The sequence below is a fragment of the Erythrobacter tepidarius genome (genome assembly GCF_002155695.1).
In the GTDB taxonomy this organism is placed as follows: Bacteria; Pseudomonadota; Alphaproteobacteria; order Sphingomonadales; family Sphingomonadaceae; genus Erythrobacter; species Erythrobacter tepidarius.
On record NZ_MUYJ01000007.1, the window covers coordinates 154,440 to 177,060 of the forward strand.

Here is a 22,621-nt window from a genome sequence, read left to right on the forward strand (position 1 = left end):
GGTAAAGCGCGCTCTTTCCCCGGCAGCCGACAGCGGCTAGACGCTCGATCCATGTCCACGACCTTCCAGCTCGACACCTCGACCAGTCGCGCCAATCCGACCCCGGCGCCGATGAAGCGGCTCACCGTGCCCGCCATCCGCGCCCGCAAGACCGATGGCGTGACGGGCGAACCGCTGGTGATGCTTACCGCATACACCGCCCGGCAGGCGCAGTTGCTCGATTCCCATTGCGATCTGCTGCTGGTGGGGGATTCGCTCGGGCAGGTAATCTACGGCCTGCCTTCGACCGTGCCGGTGACGCTGGAGATGATGGCCAATCATGGGGCTGCGGTCGTGCGCGGGTCGTATCATTCGGTGGTGGTCATCGACATGCCGTTCGGCTCGTATGAGGCCTCGCCAAGCCAGGCCTTCGAGAGCGCGGCCTTCCTGCTCAAGCAGACGGGTGCCGCTGCCGTGAAGCTCGAAGGCGGGGCGGTGATGGCGCCGACGGTCGCCTTCCTCAGCCAGCGCGGCATTCCGGTGATGGGCCATGTCGGCCTCACCCCGCAGGCGGTCAACGTGCTCGGCGGCTATGGCGCGCGCGGGCGATCCGATGCCGAGGCGGAGAAGATCATCTCCGATGCCGTCGCACTCGATCAGGCGGGCGCCTTCGCCATTGTCGTCGAAGGTGTGCTCGAACCCATCGCCATTGCCGTAACCCGGGCGGTGTCCTGCCCCACCATCGGCATCGGCGCCTCGGCACAGTGCGACGGACAGGTGCTTGTCACCGAGGACATGCTCGGCATGTTCGAACGCGTGCCGCGCTTCGTGAAGCGCTATGAAGACATCGCCGGGGTGATCGACCGCACCGTCGCCCGCTACGCTGATGAAGTGCGCGCCCGCGCCTTCCCCGGTGCAGACCAGACCTACCAGCCCAAGGGCTAAGTCGGCCCTCCCCCAATTCATTCAAGGTTTCTAGGCCCCTGCCATGCAGACGCTGTTTCGTTACTACGCCTTCTCGCTGATCTTCACCGCGGTCTGCCTTGGCCTTGCCGGATGGTACGGCATCGCCAGCACCGGCACACTGGTGGGCATGGCGCAGGTGCTGTGGATCGTGATGATCCTTTCGGTGCTGGAGGTTTCGCTCAGCTTCGACAACGCGGTGGTCAATGCCTCGGTGCTCAAGGAGATGGACGAGGTATGGCAGAAGCGCTTCCTCACCTGGGGGATCGCCTTTGCGGTATTCGGGATGCGGATCGTCTTCCCGCTGGCAATCGTCGCGATTGCGGCCAAGATCGGCCCGATGGAGGCGCTCGACCTTTCCCTCAACGATCCGGCGAAGTACGAGGAACTGGTCAGCTCCGCCCATATCGGCATCGCCGGCTTCGGCGGCGCGTTCCTGGCGATGGTGGGGATGAAGTTCTTCTTCGACGCCGACAAGGAGGTGCACTGGATCGAGAGCATCGAGCGCGCCTTGTCGAAGGTCTCGAGCCTGCCCGCGATCGAGATCGCGATTCTCCTGCTCGGGATGTGGGGCATCTCGAGCATGCTGCCGGTGGCGGACGCGTACACCTTCCTCGGCGCGGGAATGCTCGGACTTGTCACTTTCATTGCGGTGGAAGCGGTGAGCCACTGGCTCGAAATGCGCGAGGAGGCCGCGCGGCTGGCGGGCGCCGTGGTGCGCAGCGGGCTTGGCGGGTTTCTCTATCTCAACATCCTCGATGCAAGTTTCAGCTTCGATGGGGTGATCGGGGCCTTCGCGCTGTCGAACAACATGATCGTAATTGCTCTTGGCCTTTCGATCGGGGCGATGTTCGTGCGCTCGATGACGGTGCATCTCGTCAAGCAAGGGACGCTGGCCGAATACCGCTACCTCGAACACGGCGCCTTCTGGGCGATCGTGGTGCTGGGCGCGATCATGCTGGTTTCGGCGGTGTTCCACATTCCCGAAACGATCACCGGCCTGATCGGTGCGTTCCTGATCGGCCTGTCGTTCTGGTGGTCCGTGCGCCACCAGAAGGCCGAACGCGCCGCCGCCTAACCCCGCGCGAGGCGCACGGCGAGCGGTGCGGCGAGCACCAGCTGGGCGAGGTGATAGAGCAGCAGCGGGGCGATCACAAAGCCCGCTGCGGAGGCCGGAAACAAAATCGCGGCAAGCGGCGCACCGATGGCGACACTTTTCTGCGATCCGGCGAACAGGAAGGTGATGCGGTCCGCGCGCGGCAGGCCAAGCAGCCCGCTCATGCCCCACGCAGCGCCGAGCGCCAGCGCGAGCAGCGCCAGCACCAGTGCCACCAGCACCGCCCAGTCGGCGGGTGCGAACTGGCTGCCAAGGCCCTGCGCGACCGCGCCAGAGAAGGCGACATAGACAGCAAGGCCAATCACCGCCCGGTCGAGCCAGGCAATCCGCGCGCGTTGCGCCGCCACGCGCTCGATCACCCTATCCTGTACCACCTGCCCGATCATGAAGGGCAGAACCAGAATGAGGCCGATACGGATAACCGCCTCAGTCCCGATTGCGCCTGCCTCACCGCCTCCGAGCAGCGCGAACAGCGGCGCGCTGACGAAAACGCCCGCGATGTTGATCAGTGCTGCCCCCACCACCGCCAGCGCGACGTTGCCTTGGGCCAGACTGGTGTAGGAGGTCGCCGACTGGATCGTCGAGGGCAGGCAGCCGAGATAGACGAAGCCCAAGGCCACCAACGGCGGCAGTGCGCCTGCGGCCAGCGTTGCCAAGCCCAGCCCCGCCAGCGCCATGCCGCCGAACACGAACAGCATCAGCGGTGCGAAGAAGCGCCAGTTGGCGATCCCGCGCATGATCTCGCTGCGGCGGATGCGCATCCCGTTGACAAGGAACAGCACGAAGATGCCCGCGTTGGACAGGTGCCGCACGATCTCGCGGCCCGCGCCCGTCGCCGGCAGCACGAAGGCCAGCGTGGTCATCGCCAGCAGCACACCAATCATCGGGTCGTTCAGCAAGGGCAGGCGGCGCAGCAGCATGGCGCGGCCCCCTGCCCCGTCTCGCGCCGATTGTCGAGCGGCGGAACGCTAGTGCGCAGTCAGCGCTGGCGGGCGCAGTTCGGCCCGCAAGGCTGCAAACCGCGCCGCGGCGGCGATCTTGCCGCCTTCACGCGCCGCTAGTGCCCGCAGCGCCAGCAGCGCTGGATCGTGCCCGGCACCAAGCGCGATCGCGTGATCAAGCAGCAGTTCCACCCGCTTCCACTCGCCGCGCACAGCCAACGTCTGCGCGAGCATCGTCAGAGCTGCGGGATTGTCCGGTTCGCCCGCCACATGGCGCGTCAGCAGGGTTTCAGCCGCGTTCGCATCGCCGGCGCTGCGATAGGCGAAAGCAGCCTTGCGGGTGAGCGGCCAGGGGCGGCGGACCCTTGCGGCGTGCGCATAATTTTCCAGCGCGCCACGCGGATCGCCACTCGCCAACGCGGCATCGCCGGCCAGTTGCGCAATATCGGCAGAAGCGGGAAAGCGCACGCGCAGCCCTTGCGCGCTGACCCGCGCCTGCGCCACCTTGCCGGCAAGCACGATCCGGCGCAGCTCGGCGGTTGGCGGCGGCAACCCGTCTCGCGCCGCGAGCACGACAGGCGTGCCTGACGCCACGGCATAGGCGCGCGCCAGCAGCGGCGCGGCGCTGGCCCTGTCCCCCAGCCGTTCATGGGCTCGCGCCACCAGCATGAGGAGATAGGGCGATGCTTCGGCCTCATCCGCCTCTGCGCCAAACCGTGCAATCACCTCGGTCTCGCGCCCATCGAGCAGCAGCGCCCGCGCCAGCAGTGCGCGGATCCGGCGGTTGGCGGGTTGACGCGCAACAAGGGCCTCAAGCTGGGCGGCAGCACTTGCAAAATTGCCCTGATCGAGGCTGATCAGCGCGTCGAGCAGCACCGCGGCCGGAACCCCGCGCTCTGCCATGCCGCTCCGCTGGAGCAGGCTGCGCGCCAGCACGGGCTTGCCGCCACGCTGGGCGAGAACCGCCTGGAGATAGAACACGCGCGGTTCGCCCGGTGCGATCTTGGCCAATTGCCGCACCGCGGCCAACATCTCGCGGTTCCGGCCGAAATCGCCGAGAGTCGCGGCATATTCGGCCCACGCATCGACATTGCTATCGTCAGCCGCCAGCGCGGCCTCGAACCACGGCAGGGCATCGGCCAATCCATGCGCATCACGCACCATCAGCGCCCGCATCAGCAGCGCGGGTGCATGATCGTGGTCGAGTTCGAGCGCCCGGTCGGCCGCTTCCAGCGCGGTGAGGTGCTCGCCACCGCGGAAACGCAAGCGGGCGATCGCGACCCACAAATCAGGGTTGTCTGGTTCGAGCGCCATCGCCCGATCGAGCAGCTGGCCTGCCTGCGGCAAGGCCCCGCCCGCCATCGCGGCATCGGCCTCGTCCAGCAGGCGCACGAATTGCGCCCCCCCCGAAGGCGTGCGCTTGCTGGCGGTGTGATCGGTATCGCAGCCGGACAGCAGCAGCGCGCAAGCCAGCAATCCGGCCAGCACCTCAGGTTTGCAGATCATACTGCTTGATCAGGTCATAGAGCGTCGGGCGACTGATCCCGAGCAGCTTGGCAGTGCTGGAGATATTGCCTTCGCTACGGGCCAGCGCGTGGCGGATCACGCGGCGGTCGGCCGCCTCGCGCGCAGCCTTGAGATTGAGCACCTCGGCGCTCTCCTCATCCGGCACGGCCAGATCGAGATCGTCCGCATGGACAAGCTTGCCCTCGGCCATGATAACCGCGCGCTTTACCCGGTTTTCCAGTTCACGGACATTGCCCGGCCAGTCATGCGCGTCGATCGCGGCAAGGGCATCGGCGGCAAATCCGGTGACGGAAGGGTTCATCTCGGCAGCAAAGCGCTTGAGGAACACCTTGGCGAGCAGCACCGGTTCGCCGTGCCTATCGGCAAGGGCGGGGATCCGCACCACGATTTCGGCCAGGCGATAGAACAGGTCCTCGCGGAAAGCGCCGCCGGCGATCATGCTTTCGAGATCCTGATGGGTGGCGCACACAATCCGGGTGTTGACCGCGATCGCCCGCCGCCCGCCCACCCGCTCGATCGTGCGTTCCTGCAGGAAGCGCAGCAGCTTGACCTGCAACGGCAGCGGAATGTCACCCACCTCGTCGAGGAACAGCGTGCCACCGTGGGCGCTTTCGATTTTCCCCTCAGTGGTCTTGACCGCGCCCGTAAAGGCGCCCTTCTCGTGCCCGAATAGTTCGCTTTCGAGCAGATTCTCGGGAATCGCAGCGCAATTGATCGCGACAAACGGCCCGTGCGCGCGGTCGCTGGCATCGTGCAGACCCTTCGCCAGCAGTTCCTTGCCCGTCCCGCTCGCCCCGAGCAGCATCACCGACACGTTGGTCTTGGCGACCCGTTCGATCGTGCGCGCGACCTTGATCATCTCCGGCGCGCCGGTGATCAGCCGGCCAAGCACGGTCTTGTCCTGACTCGCGCTCGCCATGAGCCGGCGGTTTTCCTGCTCGATCCGATGGAGATTGAAGGCCCGCCGCACGCTCAGTCCGAGCGCGTCGATGTCGATCGGCTTCTGGTAGAAATCATAGGCCCCGCGCTCGATCGCCTGCAGCGTGCTCTCGCGCGCGCCATGACCGCTGGCGACAATCACCTTGGTGTCGGGCTTCAATGCCATAATCGCATCGAGCACGGCAAAGCCTTCGCTCGTGCCGTCGGGATCGGGCGGCAGACCAAGGTCAAGCGTCACCACCGCCGGCATTTCCGAGCGCAGCGCCGCGAGCGCGGAATCGCGGTCGCCCGCGATGATCACCTCGAAATCATCGTAGGACCATTTGAGCTGCGCCTGCAGCCCGGGATCGTCCTCGATCACCAGCAACGGGGGTTTCCTGTCAGCCATCACGCCACCTCTTTCGCGTTCGGTTCCTGTCCGCCACCGGCCGCGCTGCCGAGCAGTCGCACCGCGTCGGCCAGCGGCAGCACCACACTGAAGCGCGTGCCCAATCCTTCACGCGATTCGACCGCGATCCGGCCACCCATCGCCTTGACCAGTTCGCGTGCCTCGAAGGCGCCGATGCCAAAGCCGGCGGGCTTGGACGAGACGAACGGCTTGAACAGACCGGTGCGCACGAATTCAGGACTCATCCCGCAGCCCGTATCGATCACTTCAAGCGTGCCGTAGAGGCCGTCGGCGGTGATATCGATGCAAACCGGCATGCCCGGCTCGCTCGCGTCGATCGCGTTTTGCACCAGATGCACCAGCACCTGGTCCAGCGCTTCGGAATTGGCCATGACCCGCACGCTTTCTTCGCGGATCAGCACCACGGAATGGATCGCACCGAGCCGCTTGGCAACATTGCGCGCCAGCTCGGCCAGATCGACGGCGCAAAGCTGGTTGACCGGGTTCGCGCCATAGCGCCCGAGCCGCGCGAGAAGCGCCGTGAGCTTGTCCGCTGAATTGCGCAAGGTCAGCAGCATGTCGGCGCGAAAGGTGGGGTTGTTGGCGTGCTTCTGGGCGTTGGCGGCCAACAGCGAAAGCTGGCTGGCGAGGTTCTTGATATCGTGCATCACGAAAGCCATGCGGCGATTGAAATCGTCGAACCGCGTCGCATCCATCAGCGCCTGCTGACCGGCCTGTTCCGACAGGTAGCTGGCCAGCTGCTGTCCGACCACGCGCAGCAGATCGAAATCCTCCCAGTCGAGCCGCCGCGGCGTGCGCGGCCGGGCAAGCACCACCACCCCTACCAGCCGGTCGAAGTGGATCAGCGGCACAACCGCCCAGGCATCTTCGGCCTCGATCAGCCAGTGCGGCAGGTGCGCAATCTCGCCCTGGCGCGAAATCCCGCCGCGTGCCTCGTCGAGCGCGATGATCAGGTTGTGCTGTTCGAGCAGGCCCGCCAGTAGGTGCTCGCCCGCCACCGCAGGAACGGCGATGGTTGGCCAGTTCCAGCGCGCGGTGAGTTCGAGCTGGGCCTCCTCGTTGGGCATGAGCAACAGGCCTGCCGGGCTTTCGGTAATGTCGGCGAGCGCCTTGACGGCGCGCTCTTCCAGGCTGGCGCTGCCCTTGCCGGCGCGGCCGATGGTGCGGGTGAAGCGCAGCCATTCCTCGCGGTAATCATAGCGGTGCTGGAACAGGTGCTTGGTCGCGGTGACGCGCAGCCAGCCGCGCAGACGCGGCGAAGTGAAGGCCGCAACTGCCGCGCCTGCGGCCAGCGCCGGGAACAGCACCTGCGCGGTGCGAGCGAAATCGCCCCCCACCAGCGGCAGCGACTTGGCCACGAGCACCATCAACGCGAGATAGCTGCCGATCAGCAGCAGCGAGAGTGTGCGGAAGGTAACCGCACGCGACGGGCTGAATTGCACGCGTGGCCCGGCCGGGCTCATTCCAAGTGCGAAGAGTACTCCCATCATCCCGGCAACCAGCCCGCGCAGATCGCGCAGCAGCACCGGATATTCGCCTCCGAGATAGGCAATCGTCGCGAGGTTGAGATCATAGGCGAAGATGCCCGATAGCCCGATCACCGACCAGCGCAGCAAATGGCGCGATCCGTCGGCCGCCCCGGCGTAGAGATTGTGCAGCAACATAAGCGCGCCGATCGCCACCAGCATATCGGTGAGCATCTGCACGTCGAAAGCGGCTTTGGTTACCGCTGGGAACTCCGCCCCGCGCAATTGCAGGCCCAGCACCACGGGCTGGCACAATTGCACCAACACCAGCGCGATGATGACAGGGCGGATCGGCTTGAGGCTGGCGACGCGCCCGTCGGCCGAGAACATGCCGAAGATCGCCGCAATCAGCGCCAGATTGCGGGCCATGATGGCAATCTGGCCGGCGGCATGATCAGGCCCGAAGGCCGCGGCGAAGGCGCACGCTGCACCGCCCAACCCACTGGCGAAGGCCAGCGGCAGGCGATCAGGCCGGGCGGGATCGCCGCAGTGCCAGATCCACACCAGCGAACCGGCGCCCAGCACCGCTCCGGCAACCCATGCGAGCCACGCCAGCAGCGCCATGCCGTCGGGCAGCCCGCTCACCGCGCGCCCTCCGGCCAGAGGATCACCCGCACTGTCTGAAGCAGGATCACCAGATCGAGGAAGGGGGTGTAGTTCTTGGCGTAATAGAGATCATATTCGAGCTTGCGGCGGCTGTCTTCGACCGAGGCACCATAGGGATAGTTGATCTGCGCCCACCCGGTGATGCCCGGTTTCACCATATGGCGCTCGCTGTAGAACGGAATTTCGGCCTCGAGGCTCTCGACAAAGGAAGGCACTTCGGGACGCGGGCCGACAAAGCTCATCTCACCCTTCAGCACGCTCCAGGTCTGGGGCAGCTCGTCGATCCTGACCTTACGAATGAAGCGGCCAAGGCGCGTGATGCGCGGGTCGTTTTCCTCGGCCCACTTGGCTCCATCCTTTTCCGCATCGGCCCGCATCGAGCGCAGCTTGATAAGCGTGAAGGGTTCGCCATAAAGCCCGACGCGGGTCTGGCGGAAGAAGGCCGGGCCCTTGCTGTCGAGCTTCACGAGCCCGGCGAAGATGATAATAATCGGCAAGGTCAGCGCCAGCAGGATGCTGCTCGCGACGATGTCGAAGATGCGCTTGACCGCGCTCGAAAACATCCGCGAACTCGAAAATCCGTCGGAGAATATCAGCCAACTGGGATTGACCGTGTCGAGATCGACCCGTCCCGTCTCGCGCTCGATGAAGCTGGAAAAATCGTTGACGTGGACACCCTTGGTCTTGATCCGCAGCAAGTCCTTCAAGGGCAGCGCGTTGCGCCGCTCCTGCAACGCGAGCACCACTTCGGACACGCCGAGATTTTCGACGAAGCGGCCAAGGTCATGGATCGCCGCACGCGGGATCGCTTCCTCGACCACGCGCTGGTTGTCGCCCATCGCGATATAGGCGACAATGGCAAACCCGGTTTCTGGCTTTTCGCTCAGCTCGCGCAGACGCTGCGCCCGCTCGCCCGCGCCCAGAACCATGACACGGCGACGGAAGGCCGAGGAGCCAAGGAAGCTGGACAGCAGCAAGCGGTCGGCCACCAGCACGAGGATCGCCAGGCCCATGGTGTAGAGCAGGGTCGAACGCCAGAAGAAGTCGCTCGGGACGATGAAGTCGATCACCGCCAGAGCGATGATGCCGAGGCTGATCGCCACCAGCAACCGCGCGCCGGCAAACCGCAGCGAACGCAGCGCATAGGGACCGTAAACCCCGACAGCGATCATCGCCAGCCAGATGATCATCGCCGTCCCGACAAGCACAAGCCAGCGATCGCCAAAATCGTCGATCGCCATGCCGATCTGGCCGGCGCGCAGCTGCCATGCCGCCTCGCTCGCCAGCACCAGCAAGCCCAGATCGAGCAGGCCAAGCAGCAGCACGGCGTGCGGGATATAGTGCTTGAACAGGCGGATCATGGGGGCAGGCCTCTTGCGTTGTCCTGCCTTCTAGGCGCGAGACCTTAAGTGTCGGTAAATTTTACACCTCTGCAAGGGTGCGCGTTTCTGCGGTTTGCGCCGGTTAACGCCCCGCTCAGCCCCCCACCCGCGGACGGGGCAAGGTGCTCGCCATGCGCGCCGGGGCAGGGGTCAGGCATTCGGCGCGCCCGCAACGCAGGCACGGCGTGCCGAGCGGCACGGCATCGGCCGGATCGAGCGAGATGCCGCGGGCATATGCAAGTTCGCCGGCCAGACGCGCTTCAATCCCGAGCACCACCGCGCGGCGGGCGGAGCACATCACCCCGTCGCCATCAACCGTGCGGGTGATGGTGAGCCAATGCCGCGGGGTTGCCTCGCCTTGCGCGAAAGTCACCGCTTGGGTGAGCACCGTGCCAGGCCGCTCGAAGGCCGCGTAGGGTATCCAGGCCGGCCAGCGCGCACCCTCAAGCGGATAGAGCGCACCAGATGCGCCAGCAGTGAAACTCTCAAGCCGTCCAGCGCGGTCGATGGTGGCGACGAAGAACGGCAACCCGCGCTCGCCGACCCGCCCGAGCGTGGTGAGCCGCTGCGCTGCCTGATCGAAGCTGACGGCAAAGCGGCGCTGGAGCACCAAGAGATCATAGCCGGTCTGCTCGCAGGCGCGCAGGAAGCGGCGATAGGGCAAGAGCAGCGCGCCGGCGAGGTAATCGGTGATGTGTTCGCGGAAGATGGTGCGCGCTTCGGGAGAGGCAAGGTTGGCACCAGCCACCAGCGTCTCGATCCCTTCGCGCATCTCCAGCGCACCGACCTGCCGGGCGATCTGGAAGCGGCGAGCGGCACCGGGCAGCATTTCCGACAGCTGCAACTGGCGCGCATGGAGATCGAGCCGGTGGACCTGCCCCGGCATCACCTCGGCTGGCAGGATGCGCACCGTGATGCGGTGCTTCTCGCGCAGCCGGTCTCCGAGCGCCGCGCTGATTTCCCCGCGCGACAGGCGCAGTTCGTCGGCGAGACCCTCGGCAGCGTGATCGAGGTCGCTGAAGTGGTTCTGCCAGCGTTCGATCGCACGCCGGGCCGCGGCGGCGGCATCCTCGGCAATGATCCGCTCGCCCCCGCCCCTGTCGTAAAGCCGGGCGAAGGCGGCCGCGATCTGGGGCGCGGCGGCAAGGAATTCCTGGATTTCCTCGCGGTCGATACCGAGATCGGCAAAGCGCTTGTCGGCCAAGCGCCGGGCAAGCCCATCGAGCCCGCCGATCGCATCATCTTCGCGCAGGGAACGCGGATCGAAGTCGAAACGCTCGATCACCTGCACCAGCACGCGTGCGGACAGCGGACGCTGGTTGCGCTCGATCAGGTTGAGATAGGATGGCGAGATACCGAGTGCTGCGGCCATCGCGGCCTGCGTCAGTCCCTCGCGCTTGCGCAGGCGGCGCAGCGCCGGTCCTGCCAGAAGATTGGAATCCACCATGAGCGCCTTGTAAATTATTTTACTTATTTACACAAATTTTCGCGCAAATGTCGGGATAGCGACACGATTTCTTGTAATTTTTTCTGTGATGCTGCGCCGCAACACGGCAAATCCTGCCCCGAGCCGGTGCGAGTCCCTGCAACAGGCACGCACCCGCCCATGGACGGACAGGAGAAGCACGTGACCTACCAGAACACCATCACCCGGATGCGCGACGTCATCACCGCCAACGGGCCGAGCTGGGCGGCGATCGATCCCGAAAACGCCGCGCGCATGGCGATCCAGAACCGCTTCCGCACCGGTCTCGACATCGCCAGGTACACCGCCCAGATCATGCGCGCCGACATGGCCGCCTATGATGCCGATCCGGCGCAGTACACGCAGTCGCTCGGCTGCTGGCACGGCTTCATCGCCCAGCAGAAGCTGATCGCGATCAAGAAGCACTTCGGCTCGACCAAGCGCCGCTACCTCTATCTTTCGGGCTGGATGGTCGCCGCGCTGCGCAGCGAATTCGGGCCCCTGCCAGACCAGTCGATGCACGAGAAAACCTCGGTGCCCGCGCTGATCGAGGAGATCTACACCTTCCTCAAGCAGGCCGATGCCCGCGAACTGGGCATGATGTTCCGCGCGCTCGACACCGCGCGCAAGGCCGGTGACGCGGTCGAGGCCAAGCGGCTCGAAAACGCGATCGACAATTACGAAACCCACGTCGTGCCGATCATCGCCGACATCGACGCCGGTTTCGGCAATGCCGAAGCGACCTATCTGCTCGCCAAGAAGATGATCGAGGCCGGCGCCTGCGCGCTCCAGATCGAGAACCAGGTTTCGGACGAAAAGCAGTGCGGGCACCAGGACGGCAAGGTGACCGTGCCGCACGAGGATTTCCTCCAGAAGATCCGCGCCTGCCGCCACGCTTTCCTCGAACTGGGCGTAGAAGACGGGATCATCGTTGCCCGCACCGACTCGCTCGGCGCCGGCCTCACCAAGCAGATTGCCTACTCCAAGGAGCCGGGCGATCTGGGCGACCAGTACAACAGCTTCCTCGATGCCGATGAAGTCGATCCGGCCAACATCACCAACGGCCAGGTCTTCATCAGCCGCGACGGCAAGTTGCTGGCGCCCAAGCGCCTGCCCTCGAACCTCTACCAGTTCCGCCCCGGCACCGGCGAGGACCGCGTCGTGCTCGACTGCATCACCTCGCTCCAGAACGGCGCCGACCTTCTCTGGATCGAGACCGAGAAGCCCCATGTCGAGCAGATCGCCGGCATGGTCGACCGGATCCGCGAAGTGGTTCCGAACGCCAAGCTGGTCTACAACAACTCGCCCAGCTTCAACTGGACGCTCAATTTCCGCCAGCAGGTGTTCGACGCCTGGCAAGCGGCTGGCAAGGACGTTTCGGCCTATGACCGCAGCCGCCTGATGAGCGTCGAATATGACGGCACCGCGCTGGCCGAGGAAGCCGACGAGAAGATCCGCACCTTCCAGCGCGACGCTTCGGCGCGGGCGGGCATCTTCCACCACCTCATCACCCTGCCGACCTATCACACCGCGGCGCTCAGCACCGACAACCTTGCCCGTGAGTATTTCGGCGACGCGGGGATGCTCGGCTATGTCAAGAACGTCCAGCGCAAGGAGATCCGCGAGGGCATCGCCTGCGTGAAACACCAGAACATGGCCGGCAGTGACATTGGTGACGATCACAAGGAGTATTTCGCCGGTGAAGCCGCACTCAAGGCTGGTGGTGTCCACAACACCATGAACCAGTTCGAAGCGGCCTGATCTTGCTGTGGGTTGCCGGAAGGGACGCGATTTGCGGCCTTCCGGTAATCTGCCGAAGCGCCTAAGACCTCGCGGGCTATCACCCAGCGGAGAGTGACGATGAGCGATACCGATACCCCCAAGACCGAGCCCGCCCGCGCCCGCGCCTTGCTGTCGACGGCCGACATGAAGCTGCTGCGCCGCGCGCTCGAAAGCTACGCCCGCAACACCGAAGACCGCGAGGAGCTGGCCAAGATCAACGCCCTGCACCACCGCCTCGGGACCTACGTGCCGGCATCGGAATAGGTCCTTTCACAGTTCTCCTGGGGAGGAGAAACGGCCGTCGGAATCGCCCCGCAAGGTGCGTGCTCCGGCGGCCGTAATCATTGGTTCGCGCCGTCCTGTCGCTGCGTGACCGGCGACAGCATCACCGCTTCTTCATCAGATCAAGCGTCGCCGCCGTCAGCGCCTCGGTTGCGGTGGCGATCACCACGGGCGCATCGGGCGCCCAGAACGGCGAATGCAGCGAGGGCAGTTGCAACTCGCCCTTCTGCGCCTTTTCCCACTGGTCCTGCGGCACCCCGCCGACCCAGAAGATCAGGCTTTCGACTTTGTCCCGGTCGGCGCGGTAATAGCGGCTGAAGTCCTCGCCGCCCATCACCGCGGGGGTCTCGAATACCCTCCCTTCGAAGCGGGTCCTGAGGCCCGCCATCACCTGTTCGGTGAACTCCGGCGTATTGTATGTCGCCGGGGTATAGGGGTCCTGCACCGTAACCTTCGGCAGCTTGTCCTCGGGCATTCCGGCCGCCATCGCCTCGGCCCTGGCGATCCGGGCAATCCCCTCGAGCAGGTGCTGGCGGGTCTTGTCCTCGTAACTGCGCACCGTCAGCTGGAGCCGCGCTTCATCGGGGATGATGTTGTGCTTTGCCCCCGCCTGGAAGCTCCCCACCGTCACCACCGCCGCATCGGTCGGATTGAGTTCCCGGCTGACCAGCGTCTGGAGCCGGGTGACGATGCTGGCGGCGATCACGATCGGATCCTTGGTGGTGTGCGGGTAAGCCCCATGCCCGCCCACGCCGGGAACCACGATGTCGACGGAATCGACGTTCGCCAACGCAAAGCCCTTGGAATAGCCGATATGCCCCGCCGGAAACTGCGCGGCATCGTGGAAGGCCAGCACGTAATCGGGTTTTGGAAAGCGGGTGAAAAGCCCGTCATCGAGCATCGCCTTGGCGCCTTCGCCGATTTCCTCGGCTGGCTGGAGGATCATCACCAGCGTGCCCGACCACTGGTCCTTGCGCGCCACGAGCTGCTGGGCGGTGCCGATCCACGCGGTCATGTGGGTATCGTGCCCGCAGGCGTGCATCACCCCGGTCTCGGTGCCGTTCTGCGCGATGGCGCGCTTTTTCGAGGCATAGGGCAGGCCCGTTTGCTCGATCACCGGCAGTCCGTCCATGTCGGCGCGCAGCATCACCACCGGCCCCTCGCCATTCTTCAGCACCGCGACCACGCCGGTCTTGCCGACGCCTTCGGTCACCGCGAAGCCCAGCGCGCGGACGCGGGCAGCGAGCTTCCTCGCGGTCTCGACCTCCTGGAAACTCAGTTCGGGATTGGCGTGGAGATCCTCGTAAAGGGCGATAAGCCCCGGCATATCGGCCGCCACCGCATCGCGCAGGTCATCCGCCTGCGCGGGCACCGCCAGCAGCGCCAGCGCGCTCGCCCCCGCCCGAATCGCCATCAACCGCATCGCACTGCCCTTTCCTTCATCTTCAGCCCTGTTGGAGACACATGAGACACTGTCCTGAAACAGAAAAGATCCGCCCGCGGCCGCTTTCGTCCACGAACGCAGATTGGTCATCAAGCGGCGCATTGCGATCATTGTCCGATCTTGCCATGGCGCACGACCGGTAGGAAACGCGCCCGCCCCTTTCATAACCCGTAGGCCAGCACCAGCAGCACCGAAAGCACCGCCACCATCAGCGCCACCAGCGGCGCCCCGGCCCGCACATAATCGCCGAATTCATAGCCGCCTTCGGACATGATCAGCAGATTGGTCTGATAGGCAATCGGGGTGGCGAAGGACAGGTTGCAGCCGAACAGCACCGCCAGCACCAGCGGCTCGGGCGGCAGGCCGAGCTGCATCGCGATGCTGTAGGCAATCGGCGTGCCGATGGTCGCTGCCGTAGCGTTCGAGGCGAAATTGGTAACGAGCGTCACGAACAGCATGATCGCCGCCAGCACCAACGCCGGCGGCAGATAGACGAGTCCGAGCGAGAACGCCTGCCCCAGCCATTCAGCCGCCCCGCTTTCGTCGATCACCCGCCCGATGGCGAGGCTTGCGGCGATGAGCACGATCACCTTGGCCGAAAGCGCGCGTCCGACCCGATCGAACTTGACGCAGCCAGTGACGAACATCGCGATCGCACCGGCCAGCGCCGAAATCGCGATCGGCAGCTTGATCGGCGCATAGCCCGAACCATCGAACCAGGGCAGGCCGAGCGAGGCGGTGGCGATCGCGCCGAGCATGATCGCCCCGGCCAGCACCGCCTTCGACCGGCGCGGCAGCTCGCGCGCGCCTTCAAGCCGCAGCAGGCCGTCATTGCCGGCGAAGTTCCGCAAATCCTCCTCGATCCCCATCACCAGCAGCACATCGCCGCCACGAATGCGGAAATCATCGCCTTCGGCATAGGCATCGCGCTCGCCCGGCAGGCGGTCGGGCCGATGGATCCCGAGCACCGCAACCCCATAAAGATCGGCAATCGCCGAGCTCGCCAGCGTGCGCCCGATCAGTCGCGATTCGGCGGTAACCGTCATCTCCATCACGACGATATCCTCGCCCCGGCTGCGCGAGATGCGGCGGATGCGATCCAGCACCCAGCCTGGCGCCAGCTGCCCCTTGAGCGCGCGCGCCGCCTCCTCCAGCGCCTCGTGGGTGCCCGATATGTGCAGCCGCTGGTCGGGCTGGAGCGGGCCGGCAGGGATATCAAGGAAGGTGATACCCTCGGGCAGCTTGCCCCTTACCTCCGCCAGATCGCCGCTTGCAGGCAGGCTGTCGGCCGCGACCCGCAGACGGGTGTGGAAGATGCGGCGTGCATTGTCCGCCGTGACCGAATTGTCGCGCAGCATCCGCGGCATCACCAGCCAGAGATAGGGTATCGCCACGAGCCCCGCGATCAGCACGATCGGGGTGAACTGAAACACGCCGATCGGCTTCATGCCGATATCGGCGGCGATGGTGACGACGAGAATGTTGGTCGAGGTGCCGATGGTGGTCGCCATCCCGCCCAGCAGCACCGCTGCATTGACCGGCATCAGGATTTTCGAGGAGGGCATCAGCCCCTTTGCCGCAATCGCAACGATGATCGGGATCAGCAGCACCATCACCGGCGTGTCATTGACGAACATCGACAGGATGAAGGCAACCAGCAGCGCGGTCAGCAACCCGGACTGCGGGTTGACGCGGAAGACGCCCTCCAGCACCCGCGCAAAGGGTTCGAGCGCGCCGGTCACCACCAGCCCCCGGCCCATGATCATCAACGCGCAAATGGTGATCAGCGCCGAATGGCCGAACCCGCCGAAGGCGATGGCGAGGCCGTCGGTCGGCTTGCTGCCTTCGAGCGGGGCGAAATAGAGGCCCACCCCGATCACCGCGATGGTGATGAGTGAGATGATCTCTTCGGGATAGCGCCCGCGGGCAAAGGCGATGAACATGGCGATGGTCACCGCCATGGCCGCTATCGCGTGGTAGGATGGCGCTTCGAGCATGGCTGCTCGCAGGGCTAGCCAAAGGGCAGGGCACGGGGCAAGCGAATTGTCGGCAGAGCCGGGAAGGATCCCGAACCCGCAAGGGTTCGCAAGGCCGACTGGCCGCCCGCAGGTGCCCTGCCGCATCGCAGCAGAATCAGCACCGAGGAAAACTGGAAAGTGGTGCCCCTGGCCAGACTCGAACTGGCACGGATTTCTCCAACCGATTTTGAGTCGGTCGCGTCTACCAATTCCACCACAGGGGCGCCTGTGCGGGATGCTTGGCGCTGTTAGCGAGGGCCGAACCTACTGGCAAGCGGGCAAGCCCGCGCGCTCGCCCCCAGCAAGGCCACCTTCAGGCCTCAGGCAGCGCAGCGACAGGCCAACAAGGCCGCTGCCCGGGCGAGACATTCGCACGCACCCGGCCGCATTTCAGGCCAATCAGCGCAGAGCGCCGGCAAGCAGCTTGTGCAGCTTGGAGTGCAGCGCATCGTTGGCGGCCAGCACCTGAGCGGCATGAATCGGCTCGGAGCGCCCGCGGAAATCGGACACGAAGCCGCCCGCCTCGCGCACCAGCAGGCACCCAGCGGCGGTGTCCCAGTCGGAAAGCCCGCTTTCCCAGAAGCCGTCGAAGCGGCCCTGCGCGACATAGGCAAGGTCTAGCGAGGCCGCGCCGAAGCGGCGGATGCCCGCGACTTCCGGACCGATCGCGCCGAAGATGCGGCTCCACTCGGCAAAGTCGCCGTGGCCGAAGAAGGGCACACCGGTCGCCACCAACGCATCGGACAGGCGCGAGCGCGCCGAGACGCGCAGGCGTGCATCGTGAAGCCATGCCCCGCGCGATTTTTCGGCCCAGAAGGTCTGGTCGGTAATCGGCTGGTAGACCACGCCTGCCACCACATCGCCCCAGCCCTTGCCGTCCGCGCGCGGTTCCTGCGCGGCGATGGAAATGGCGAAGTGCGGGATGCCGTGGAGAAAGTTGCTGGTGCCATCGAGGGGATCGACGATCCAGCGGGGCTTCCCCGGTTCGCCCTCGATAACCCCGGCCTCTTCCATCACGAAGCCCCAGCCCGGGCGCGCGGCGGAGAGTTCGTCATAAAGCGTGCGCTCGGCGCGCATATCGGCCTTGCTGACGAAATCGGCCGGGCCTTTGCGGGAGACCTGAAGGTGCTCGACTTCGCCGAAATCGCGCCGCAGACGCCCGCCCGCCTTGCGCGCGGCGCGCTCCATCACGCGGATGAGGCCGGAAATAGCTGCCATGATCCGTCCTCAGCCGGCCTTGCCGACATAGGTCTGCTCATAGACATCGACGATGATGCGCGTGCCGCTTTCGATATGCGGCGGCACCATGATGCGCACGCCGTTGTCGAGGATCGCGGGCTTGTAGCTCGACGAAGCGGTCTGGCCCTTCACCACCGCGTCCGCCTCGACGATGGTGGCTTCGACCTGCGCAGGCAATTCCACCGAAATCGGCTTTTCGTCCCACAGCTCCAGCGCGACCTGCATCCCGTCCTGCAGGAAGGGGCGCGCATCGCCGAGCAGGTCGCCGGGCAGCGTGATCTGCTCGTAGGTGTCGTTGTCCATAAACACCAGATCATCGCCATCGGCGTAGAGGAACTGGAAGTCCTTCGTGTCGAGCCGCACGCGCTCCACCGTGTCAGCGCTGCGGAAACGCACGTTGGTCTTGCGGCCGTCCTGCAGGTTCTTCATCTCGACCTGCATATAGGCCCCGCCCTTGCCGGGCTGGGTGTGCTGGATTTTGGCGACCTTCCAGATGCCGCCTTCATATTCCAGGATATTGCCGGGGCGAATGTCGACGCCGCTGATCTTCATGGGCAAGGGCCTTTTTACGAGATGGAAAGAGCGAACCGGCGCGCCGGATCCCAAGCGCACCTGCGAGACGAGGCGCGCCGATAGCCGATAGCGTCCCGCTCGGCAAGCGCGGCCACGCGCGCGCACGAAAGGCTTGGCCTTGCCCGTGCGAGGCTGTTAGGGCGAGCGGCAATGCGCACCCGCACGATCATTCTCCTCACGCTCTGTGCCGCGGCGATTGCCGCCTTGGGCTCGGGCATCTCCTTCGCGCAGGACCGCAAGGACAGCATCCCGCGCGGCAGCGCGCCGCCGCCCAGTGGCGGGATGCTCGGCACGCTCCAGCGCGGCGAGTGGGAATGCGCCCTGCCTGGCGATGCCGGGGGTGAGGCCTATGTGGTGGTGCCGGAGGAAGGCTTCCGCATCGGCAACGCCTCGAGCTACCGGACCGCCGATGGCGGACGCGGGATCTATCTGCTGCGCGGCACCGGGCTGGTGTTCACCCGCGGCCCCAAGAAGGACGAGCGCTTCGAATTGCTGGGCGAAAACACCCTGCGCAAGCTTGCGGCCGATGGCAGCCCGAGCAAGCTGATCTGCACCCGGCTGGGCAGCAACCGCTAGGCCGGCCTCATCCCCGCATCACTTTCGCAAAGGCCTCGATCGCGGCGACCTCGTCCCCGCCCCACACCGCATGACTGACGGCGAGGAAGTCCGCCCCTGCCCTCACCAGCGGCCCACAGTTTTCGGGCGTAATCCCGCCGATCGCAACGCAGGGAATCTCGAACAGCGTGCTCCACCAGCGCAGCAGCTCGGGTTCGGGACGCGGTGCATCGCCCTTGTCCTTGGTGGCCGAGGGATAGAAGGCCCCGAAGGCGACATAGTCCGCCCCCGCCTCGCCCGCTTCCATCGCAAGGTGGCGGCTGGCGTGGCAGGTAACGCCGATCTGCGCCTCGCGCCCCAGCGCCGCACGCGCATCCTTGGGCGAGCCATCCTCCTGCCCGAGATGCACCCCGTCGGCCTTCAACCGCTTGGCGAGCGCGATCGAATCATTGACGATGAAGGCCACGTCATGCGCCGCGCAGATGGCTTGCAGGGGCGCCGCCAGGCGCGCTGCCTCGTGCTGGTCAATACCTTTGACCCGGAACTGGAAGGCGGTGACAAGATCAGCGTGGAGCCGAGCACCCGCCGCCAGCGCGCGTTCGAGCCGGGCAGGAAACGCGCCGCCCACGTCGAGCGGGGAGATCAGATAGAGCTGCGTGTCCGTCATGGCGCGGCTCGCTAACCGCTCGCGCCCCGGCTGTCACCTGTTCAGACGCTGGCGCTGGCGATCTGGTCGATTGCCTTGCCGAGAACCGCGTTGAATTCCTCGTCGCTCTGGCTCTTGCGCAGGTCCTGCAGCAGACCGCGGCTAAAGCTGGCAATCATGCCGGGATTCTGGGCGAGGCGGGCGCAGGCTTCGTCGGTCGAGAACCCACCCGAAAGCGCCACCACGCGCAGCACCTTGGGGTGGCCCACCAGCGGGGTGTAGAGACCGGCGGTCGCCGGAATCGAAAGCTTGAGCATCACCTGCTGGCCTTGGGGCAGCGCGTCGAGATGCCGCATGATCTCGGCGAGGAGGATATTTTCCCCTTCGGCGCGATCTTCGGCGGTAATGTCATATTCGGGCTCGATGATCGGCATCAGCCCGGCAGCGATGATCTGCGCGCCGATCTCGAACTGCTGGGCGACGATGGCGGCAATCCCGGCTGCGTTCGCCGCCTTGATGACCGAGCGCATCTTGGTACCGAACATGCCCGCCGCGACCGACTTGGCGAGCAGCGCGGGAAGCTTCGTCATCGGCTTCATCAGCTGGACGCCATCGGCTTCATCGGCGAGGCCCTCGTCCACCTTGATGAAGGGAACGATCCCGCGCGCCTTGAGGGCATCGGCAGTGGGCTGGCCGTCAACCTCGCCGTCCATGGTCTTCTCGAACAGGATCGCGCCGATCACCTTGCCACTCGCGAAGCAGGGGCTGGTGATGACGCGCGCGCGCATCGCGTGGATCTGAGCGAACATTTCCTCCTCGCTCGACCACTCGCTATCATCCACGCCATAGCCACGCAGCGCCTTGGGGGTCGAACCGCCCGACTGGTCAAGCGCGGCGATAAACCCCTGTCCGGTGGCGATGCGGGTCATCATGTCCTGGGTGTTCATGGCAAGCGTTCTCCAAGTCGCGTAAGATCGTTCGGATGCGGCCCTGCGGATTCTTGCATAGGTATGCAGTAGCCCCTGGCCAGGCCCTTAGCGACGCTCCGCCCATGCTGCAACCGCGAAGGATTACCGCCGGGCAAGGCGGCGGATGATCCCCGTGAAGCTGAGCGCAGGGCTGCCATCGCCGGTGATGAGGCCGCGCACGAAGATGGTCTTGCCCCCACCCCGGGTCACTTCCCCGCGCGCCTCGACCAGCGCACCGGACGCGACCGGGCCGAGAAAATCGCCCGCAAGGTTGAGCGTCACGGCATGATCGCCCTGCAATTCATCCGTGGCGATCGCGAACAGGGCAAAATCGGCGAAGGTCAGGAGGCAGCCACCATGCATGAACCCGCCGCCGTTCATGTGGCGCGCCTCGGCGCGGAAGGCGCAGACAATCGCGCCGTCCGACTCCCGGCGGTGATAGAAGGGACCGGACCGGGTCTCGTAAGGATCGCCCTGCCAATATTGCCAGCCGGCAAATTCGCCCTCCTCCATGGTTGTCAGCCGGCCGAAGCCTGATGCGTTGGCGTCGCTCATTCCTATTTCCACAATTGCAGCCGGGCGATTTCGGCAGCGCGCTCCTTGTCGGGGTCGAGCGGGGCAAGACTGAGATCGGCGAGCTTCCACTTGCGCGGCCAGCGTGCTTGCCGCCACAAGCCGGAGACGAGAAAGGCGCCGTTCCACGCCCCCCGCTCCAGCACCAGATCGAGCTCCGCTCCGGCAACGAACCAAGCCGCATCACGGTGCTGGCGCGCGATCACCTCGCGCAAGGCGAAGCGGGTGCAGGCGAAACCGCGCGCCATTGCAGCAAGAAAGCTAGGCCGGTCAAGAAGTTGTGGTGGGGTGCTGCCGATTAGCATAAGGAAATCGCGCTGCGTCAGCTTCTTCATCGCCTTGACGTCGCCTGCCACCCACGCGCGCATCGCGGCGAGCGCCCATGCTTCGATTTCGGCTTCGCTGACCGCCATGATTCAGGCCTCGAGCGCGGCCACACCGGGAAGGACGCGACCTTCCATCCATTCGAGGAAAGCGCCGCCGGCGGTCGATACATAGGAGAAATCTCCGGTCACGCCCGCCTGCGCCAGCGCCGAAACCGTGTCCCCGCCCCCGGCCACACTAGTCAGCGAGCCTTCGAGTGTGAGCGCGGCCGCAGTGCGGGCAAGCGCGACGGTGGCGGCCTCGAAAGGCGGCGTCTCGAAGGCGCCAAGCGGCCCGTTCCAGACCAGCGTGCGGCAGGTCTTGAGCACGTCGGCGAGCGCCTCGGTCGCCGTCGGCCCCACGTCGAGGATCATCTCGTCCTCGGCGACCTCGTGGACGTTGCAGACCCGCACAGACGCCGGATGGGCGGCGAATTCCTTTGCGACGACAACGTCGTAAGGAAGGTGCACGGTGCACCCGGCGTGATCGGCCTCGTCCATGATCCGCGCAACCGTTGGGGCAAGGTCATGCTCGCACAGGCTCTTGCCGACATTCACCCCGCGCGCGGCGAGGAAGGTGTTGGCCATGCCGCCGCCGATGATGAGATGCTGAACTCGGCCCACAAGGTTTTCGAGCACGGCGAGCTTGGTCGAGACCTTGGCCCCGCCGACCACGGCCGCCACGGGTTGTTCGGGCGATCCGAGCGCGGTGTCGAGCGCCTTGAGTTCGGCTTCCATCGAACGCCCCGCATAGGCCGGCAGATGATGCGCCAGTCCCTCAGTGCTCGCATGGGCGCGATGCGCCGCGCTGAAGGCGTCGTTGACGTAGAGCGTGCCGTGGGCGGCAATCGCCTTGGCAAGCGCGGGATCGTTCTTCTCCTCGCCCGGCCAGAAGCGGGTGTTCTCGAGCAGCGCGACATCGCCTGGGCGCAGGATAGTCTTGACCGCCTGCGCCACCACCGGCCCGGCGATCTCGGGAATGAACATCACTTCCTTGCCCAGCACCCGCTCGACATCCCCGATCACCATGCTGGTCGACATCGTCGCGTGGCGCTGCCCGCCCGGCCGCCCGAAATGCGCGAGCAGCAGCACCTTCGCCCCGCGCCCGGCGAGTTCGAGAATGGTGGGCTTCACCGCCTCGACCCGGGTCACGTCGGTGGCCGAACCGTCCTTCATCGGCAGGTTCAGGTCGACGCGGACCAGCGCGACTTCGCCGGTGAGATCGGCGGGCAGATCATCGAGGGTCTTGAACTTGGGCATTGTCATCTCCTGACCCCTCCGCCTGCGGGAGAGCAGCGAGACTTGCCAGCTTGCTGACCAGTCGC

Annotated in this window: 20 protein-coding genes and 1 tRNA gene; 5 read left to right on the top strand and 16 right to left on the bottom strand. The window is 65.8% G+C overall.

Features of this window, described 5'->3' with window-relative positions; translation table 11 throughout:
- Positions 1–51: 51 nt before the first annotated feature.
- Positions 52–924: a 3-methyl-2-oxobutanoate hydroxymethyltransferase gene (panB, locus tag BZF61_RS08680; protein ID WP_086618540.1), complete on the top strand. Its 873-nt coding sequence runs from the start codon at positions 52–54 to the stop codon at positions 922–924.
- Between the two features lie 43 nt (positions 925–967).
- Positions 968–2,020 (top strand): DUF475 domain-containing protein, encoded by a 1,053-nt coding sequence (locus BZF61_RS08685; RefSeq protein ID WP_086618542.1) that lies wholly within the window; start codon positions 968–970, stop codon positions 2,018–2,020.
- Here BZF61_RS08685 and BZF61_RS08690 read toward each other — a convergent pair.
- The 6 genes from BZF61_RS08690 to BZF61_RS08715 all read right to left on the bottom strand — a co-directional run bounded on the left by BZF61_RS08690 (position 2,017) and on the right by BZF61_RS08715 (position 10,836).
- On the bottom strand, positions 2,017–2,979 hold the full coding sequence (locus BZF61_RS08690) for a bile acid:sodium symporter family protein (protein WP_086618543.1): 963 nt from the start codon (positions 2,977–2,979) through the stop codon (positions 2,017–2,019). The genes BZF61_RS08685 and BZF61_RS08690 overlap by 4 nt on opposite strands.
- Positions 2,980–3,027: 48 nt before the next feature.
- Entirely contained in the window at positions 3,028–4,506 is a 1,479-nt protein-coding gene (locus BZF61_RS08695; RefSeq protein ID WP_086618545.1) for a tetratricopeptide repeat protein, read from the bottom strand.
- The gene (gene prsR, locus BZF61_RS08700; RefSeq protein ID WP_086618546.1) at positions 4,490–5,854 is read right to left on the bottom strand and encodes a PEP-CTERM-box response regulator transcription factor; all 1,365 of its coding nucleotides are present in this window, start codon (positions 5,852–5,854) and stop codon (positions 4,490–4,492) included. The genes BZF61_RS08695 and prsR overlap by 17 nt, the downstream gene beginning before the upstream one ends.
- Positions 5,854–7,986 (bottom strand): XrtA/PEP-CTERM system histidine kinase PrsK, encoded by a 2,133-nt coding sequence (gene prsK / locus BZF61_RS08705; RefSeq protein ID WP_245804555.1) that lies wholly within the window; start codon positions 7,984–7,986, stop codon positions 5,854–5,856. Before prsK ends, prsR begins: the two co-directional genes overlap by 1 nt.
- Positions 7,983–9,368: a TIGR03013 family XrtA/PEP-CTERM system glycosyltransferase gene (locus BZF61_RS08710; protein ID WP_086618549.1), complete on the bottom strand. Its 1,386-nt coding sequence runs from the start codon at positions 9,366–9,368 to the stop codon at positions 7,983–7,985. The genes prsK and BZF61_RS08710 overlap by 4 nt, the downstream gene beginning before the upstream one ends.
- A gap of 115 nt (positions 9,369–9,483) precedes the next feature.
- Positions 9,484–10,836, bottom strand: coding sequence for a helix-turn-helix domain-containing protein (locus BZF61_RS08715; protein ID WP_086618551.1), 1,353 nt, complete (start codon positions 10,834–10,836; stop codon positions 9,484–9,486).
- Positions 10,837–11,016: 180 nt separating this feature from the next.
- Here BZF61_RS08715 and BZF61_RS08720 point away from each other — a divergent pair, with 180 nt between their 5' ends.
- Together BZF61_RS08720 and BZF61_RS08725 are read left to right on the top strand one after the other, a co-directional pair.
- A complete protein-coding gene (locus tag BZF61_RS08720) occupies positions 11,017–12,615 on the top strand; it encodes an isocitrate lyase (protein WP_281251528.1) in 1,599 nt (532 codons plus the stop codon).
- 99 nt (positions 12,616–12,714) lie between these two features.
- Positions 12,715–12,900 (top strand): hypothetical protein, encoded by a 186-nt coding sequence (locus tag BZF61_RS08725; protein WP_086618554.1) that lies wholly within the window; start codon positions 12,715–12,717, stop codon positions 12,898–12,900.
- Between the two features lie 121 nt (positions 12,901–13,021).
- On the opposite strand, the gene BZF61_RS08730 is transcribed toward BZF61_RS08725, so the two are convergent.
- From BZF61_RS08730 to efp, 5 genes are all read right to left on the bottom strand, one after another.
- A complete protein-coding gene (locus tag BZF61_RS08730; protein WP_086618632.1) occupies positions 13,022–14,341 on the bottom strand; it encodes an amidohydrolase in 1,320 nt (439 codons plus the stop codon).
- A gap of 182 nt (positions 14,342–14,523) precedes the next feature.
- The gene (locus BZF61_RS08735; protein WP_086618555.1) at positions 14,524–16,359 is read right to left on the bottom strand and encodes an SLC13 family permease; all 1,836 of its coding nucleotides are present in this window, start codon (positions 16,357–16,359) and stop codon (positions 14,524–14,526) included.
- Between the two features lie 160 nt (positions 16,360–16,519).
- Positions 16,520–16,604, bottom strand: a tRNA-Leu gene (locus tag BZF61_RS08740).
- A 175-nt stretch (positions 16,605–16,779) separates the two neighbouring features.
- Positions 16,780–17,598, bottom strand: a complete 819-nt coding sequence (locus BZF61_RS08745) for an inositol monophosphatase family protein (RefSeq protein ID WP_086618557.1) — start codon at positions 17,596–17,598, stop codon at positions 16,780–16,782.
- A 9-nt stretch (positions 17,599–17,607) separates the two neighbouring features.
- The gene (efp, locus tag BZF61_RS08750; protein WP_086618558.1) at positions 17,608–18,171 is read right to left on the bottom strand and encodes an elongation factor P; all 564 of its coding nucleotides are present in this window, start codon (positions 18,169–18,171) and stop codon (positions 17,608–17,610) included.
- Between the two features lie 171 nt (positions 18,172–18,342).
- Between efp and BZF61_RS08755 the strand changes: the two genes are divergently transcribed.
- The gene (locus tag BZF61_RS08755) at positions 18,343–18,768 is read left to right on the top strand and encodes a hypothetical protein (RefSeq protein WP_086618559.1); all 426 of its coding nucleotides are present in this window, start codon (positions 18,343–18,345) and stop codon (positions 18,766–18,768) included.
- 7 nt (positions 18,769–18,775) lie between these two features.
- On the opposite strand, the gene thiE is transcribed toward BZF61_RS08755, so the two are convergent.
- From thiE to BZF61_RS08780, 5 genes are all read right to left on the bottom strand, one after another.
- Positions 18,776–19,414, bottom strand: coding sequence for a thiamine phosphate synthase (gene thiE / locus BZF61_RS08760; protein WP_086618561.1), 639 nt, complete (start codon positions 19,412–19,414; stop codon positions 18,776–18,778).
- Positions 19,415–19,455: 41 nt separating this feature from the next.
- A complete protein-coding gene (locus BZF61_RS08765; protein ID WP_086618562.1) occupies positions 19,456–20,340 on the bottom strand; it encodes a fructose bisphosphate aldolase in 885 nt (294 codons plus the stop codon).
- Between the two features lie 123 nt (positions 20,341–20,463).
- Positions 20,464–20,916 (bottom strand): PaaI family thioesterase, encoded by a 453-nt coding sequence (locus BZF61_RS08770; RefSeq protein ID WP_086618564.1) that lies wholly within the window; start codon positions 20,914–20,916, stop codon positions 20,464–20,466.
- Positions 20,917–20,918: 2 nt separating this feature from the next.
- The gene (locus BZF61_RS08775) at positions 20,919–21,347 is read right to left on the bottom strand and encodes a nuclear transport factor 2 family protein (RefSeq protein WP_086618565.1); all 429 of its coding nucleotides are present in this window, start codon (positions 21,345–21,347) and stop codon (positions 20,919–20,921) included.
- 3 nt (positions 21,348–21,350) lie between these two features.
- Positions 21,351–22,556, bottom strand: coding sequence for a phosphoglycerate kinase (locus BZF61_RS08780; RefSeq protein ID WP_086618567.1), 1,206 nt, complete (start codon positions 22,554–22,556; stop codon positions 21,351–21,353).
- Between the last annotated feature and the right edge of the window lie 65 nt (positions 22,557–22,621).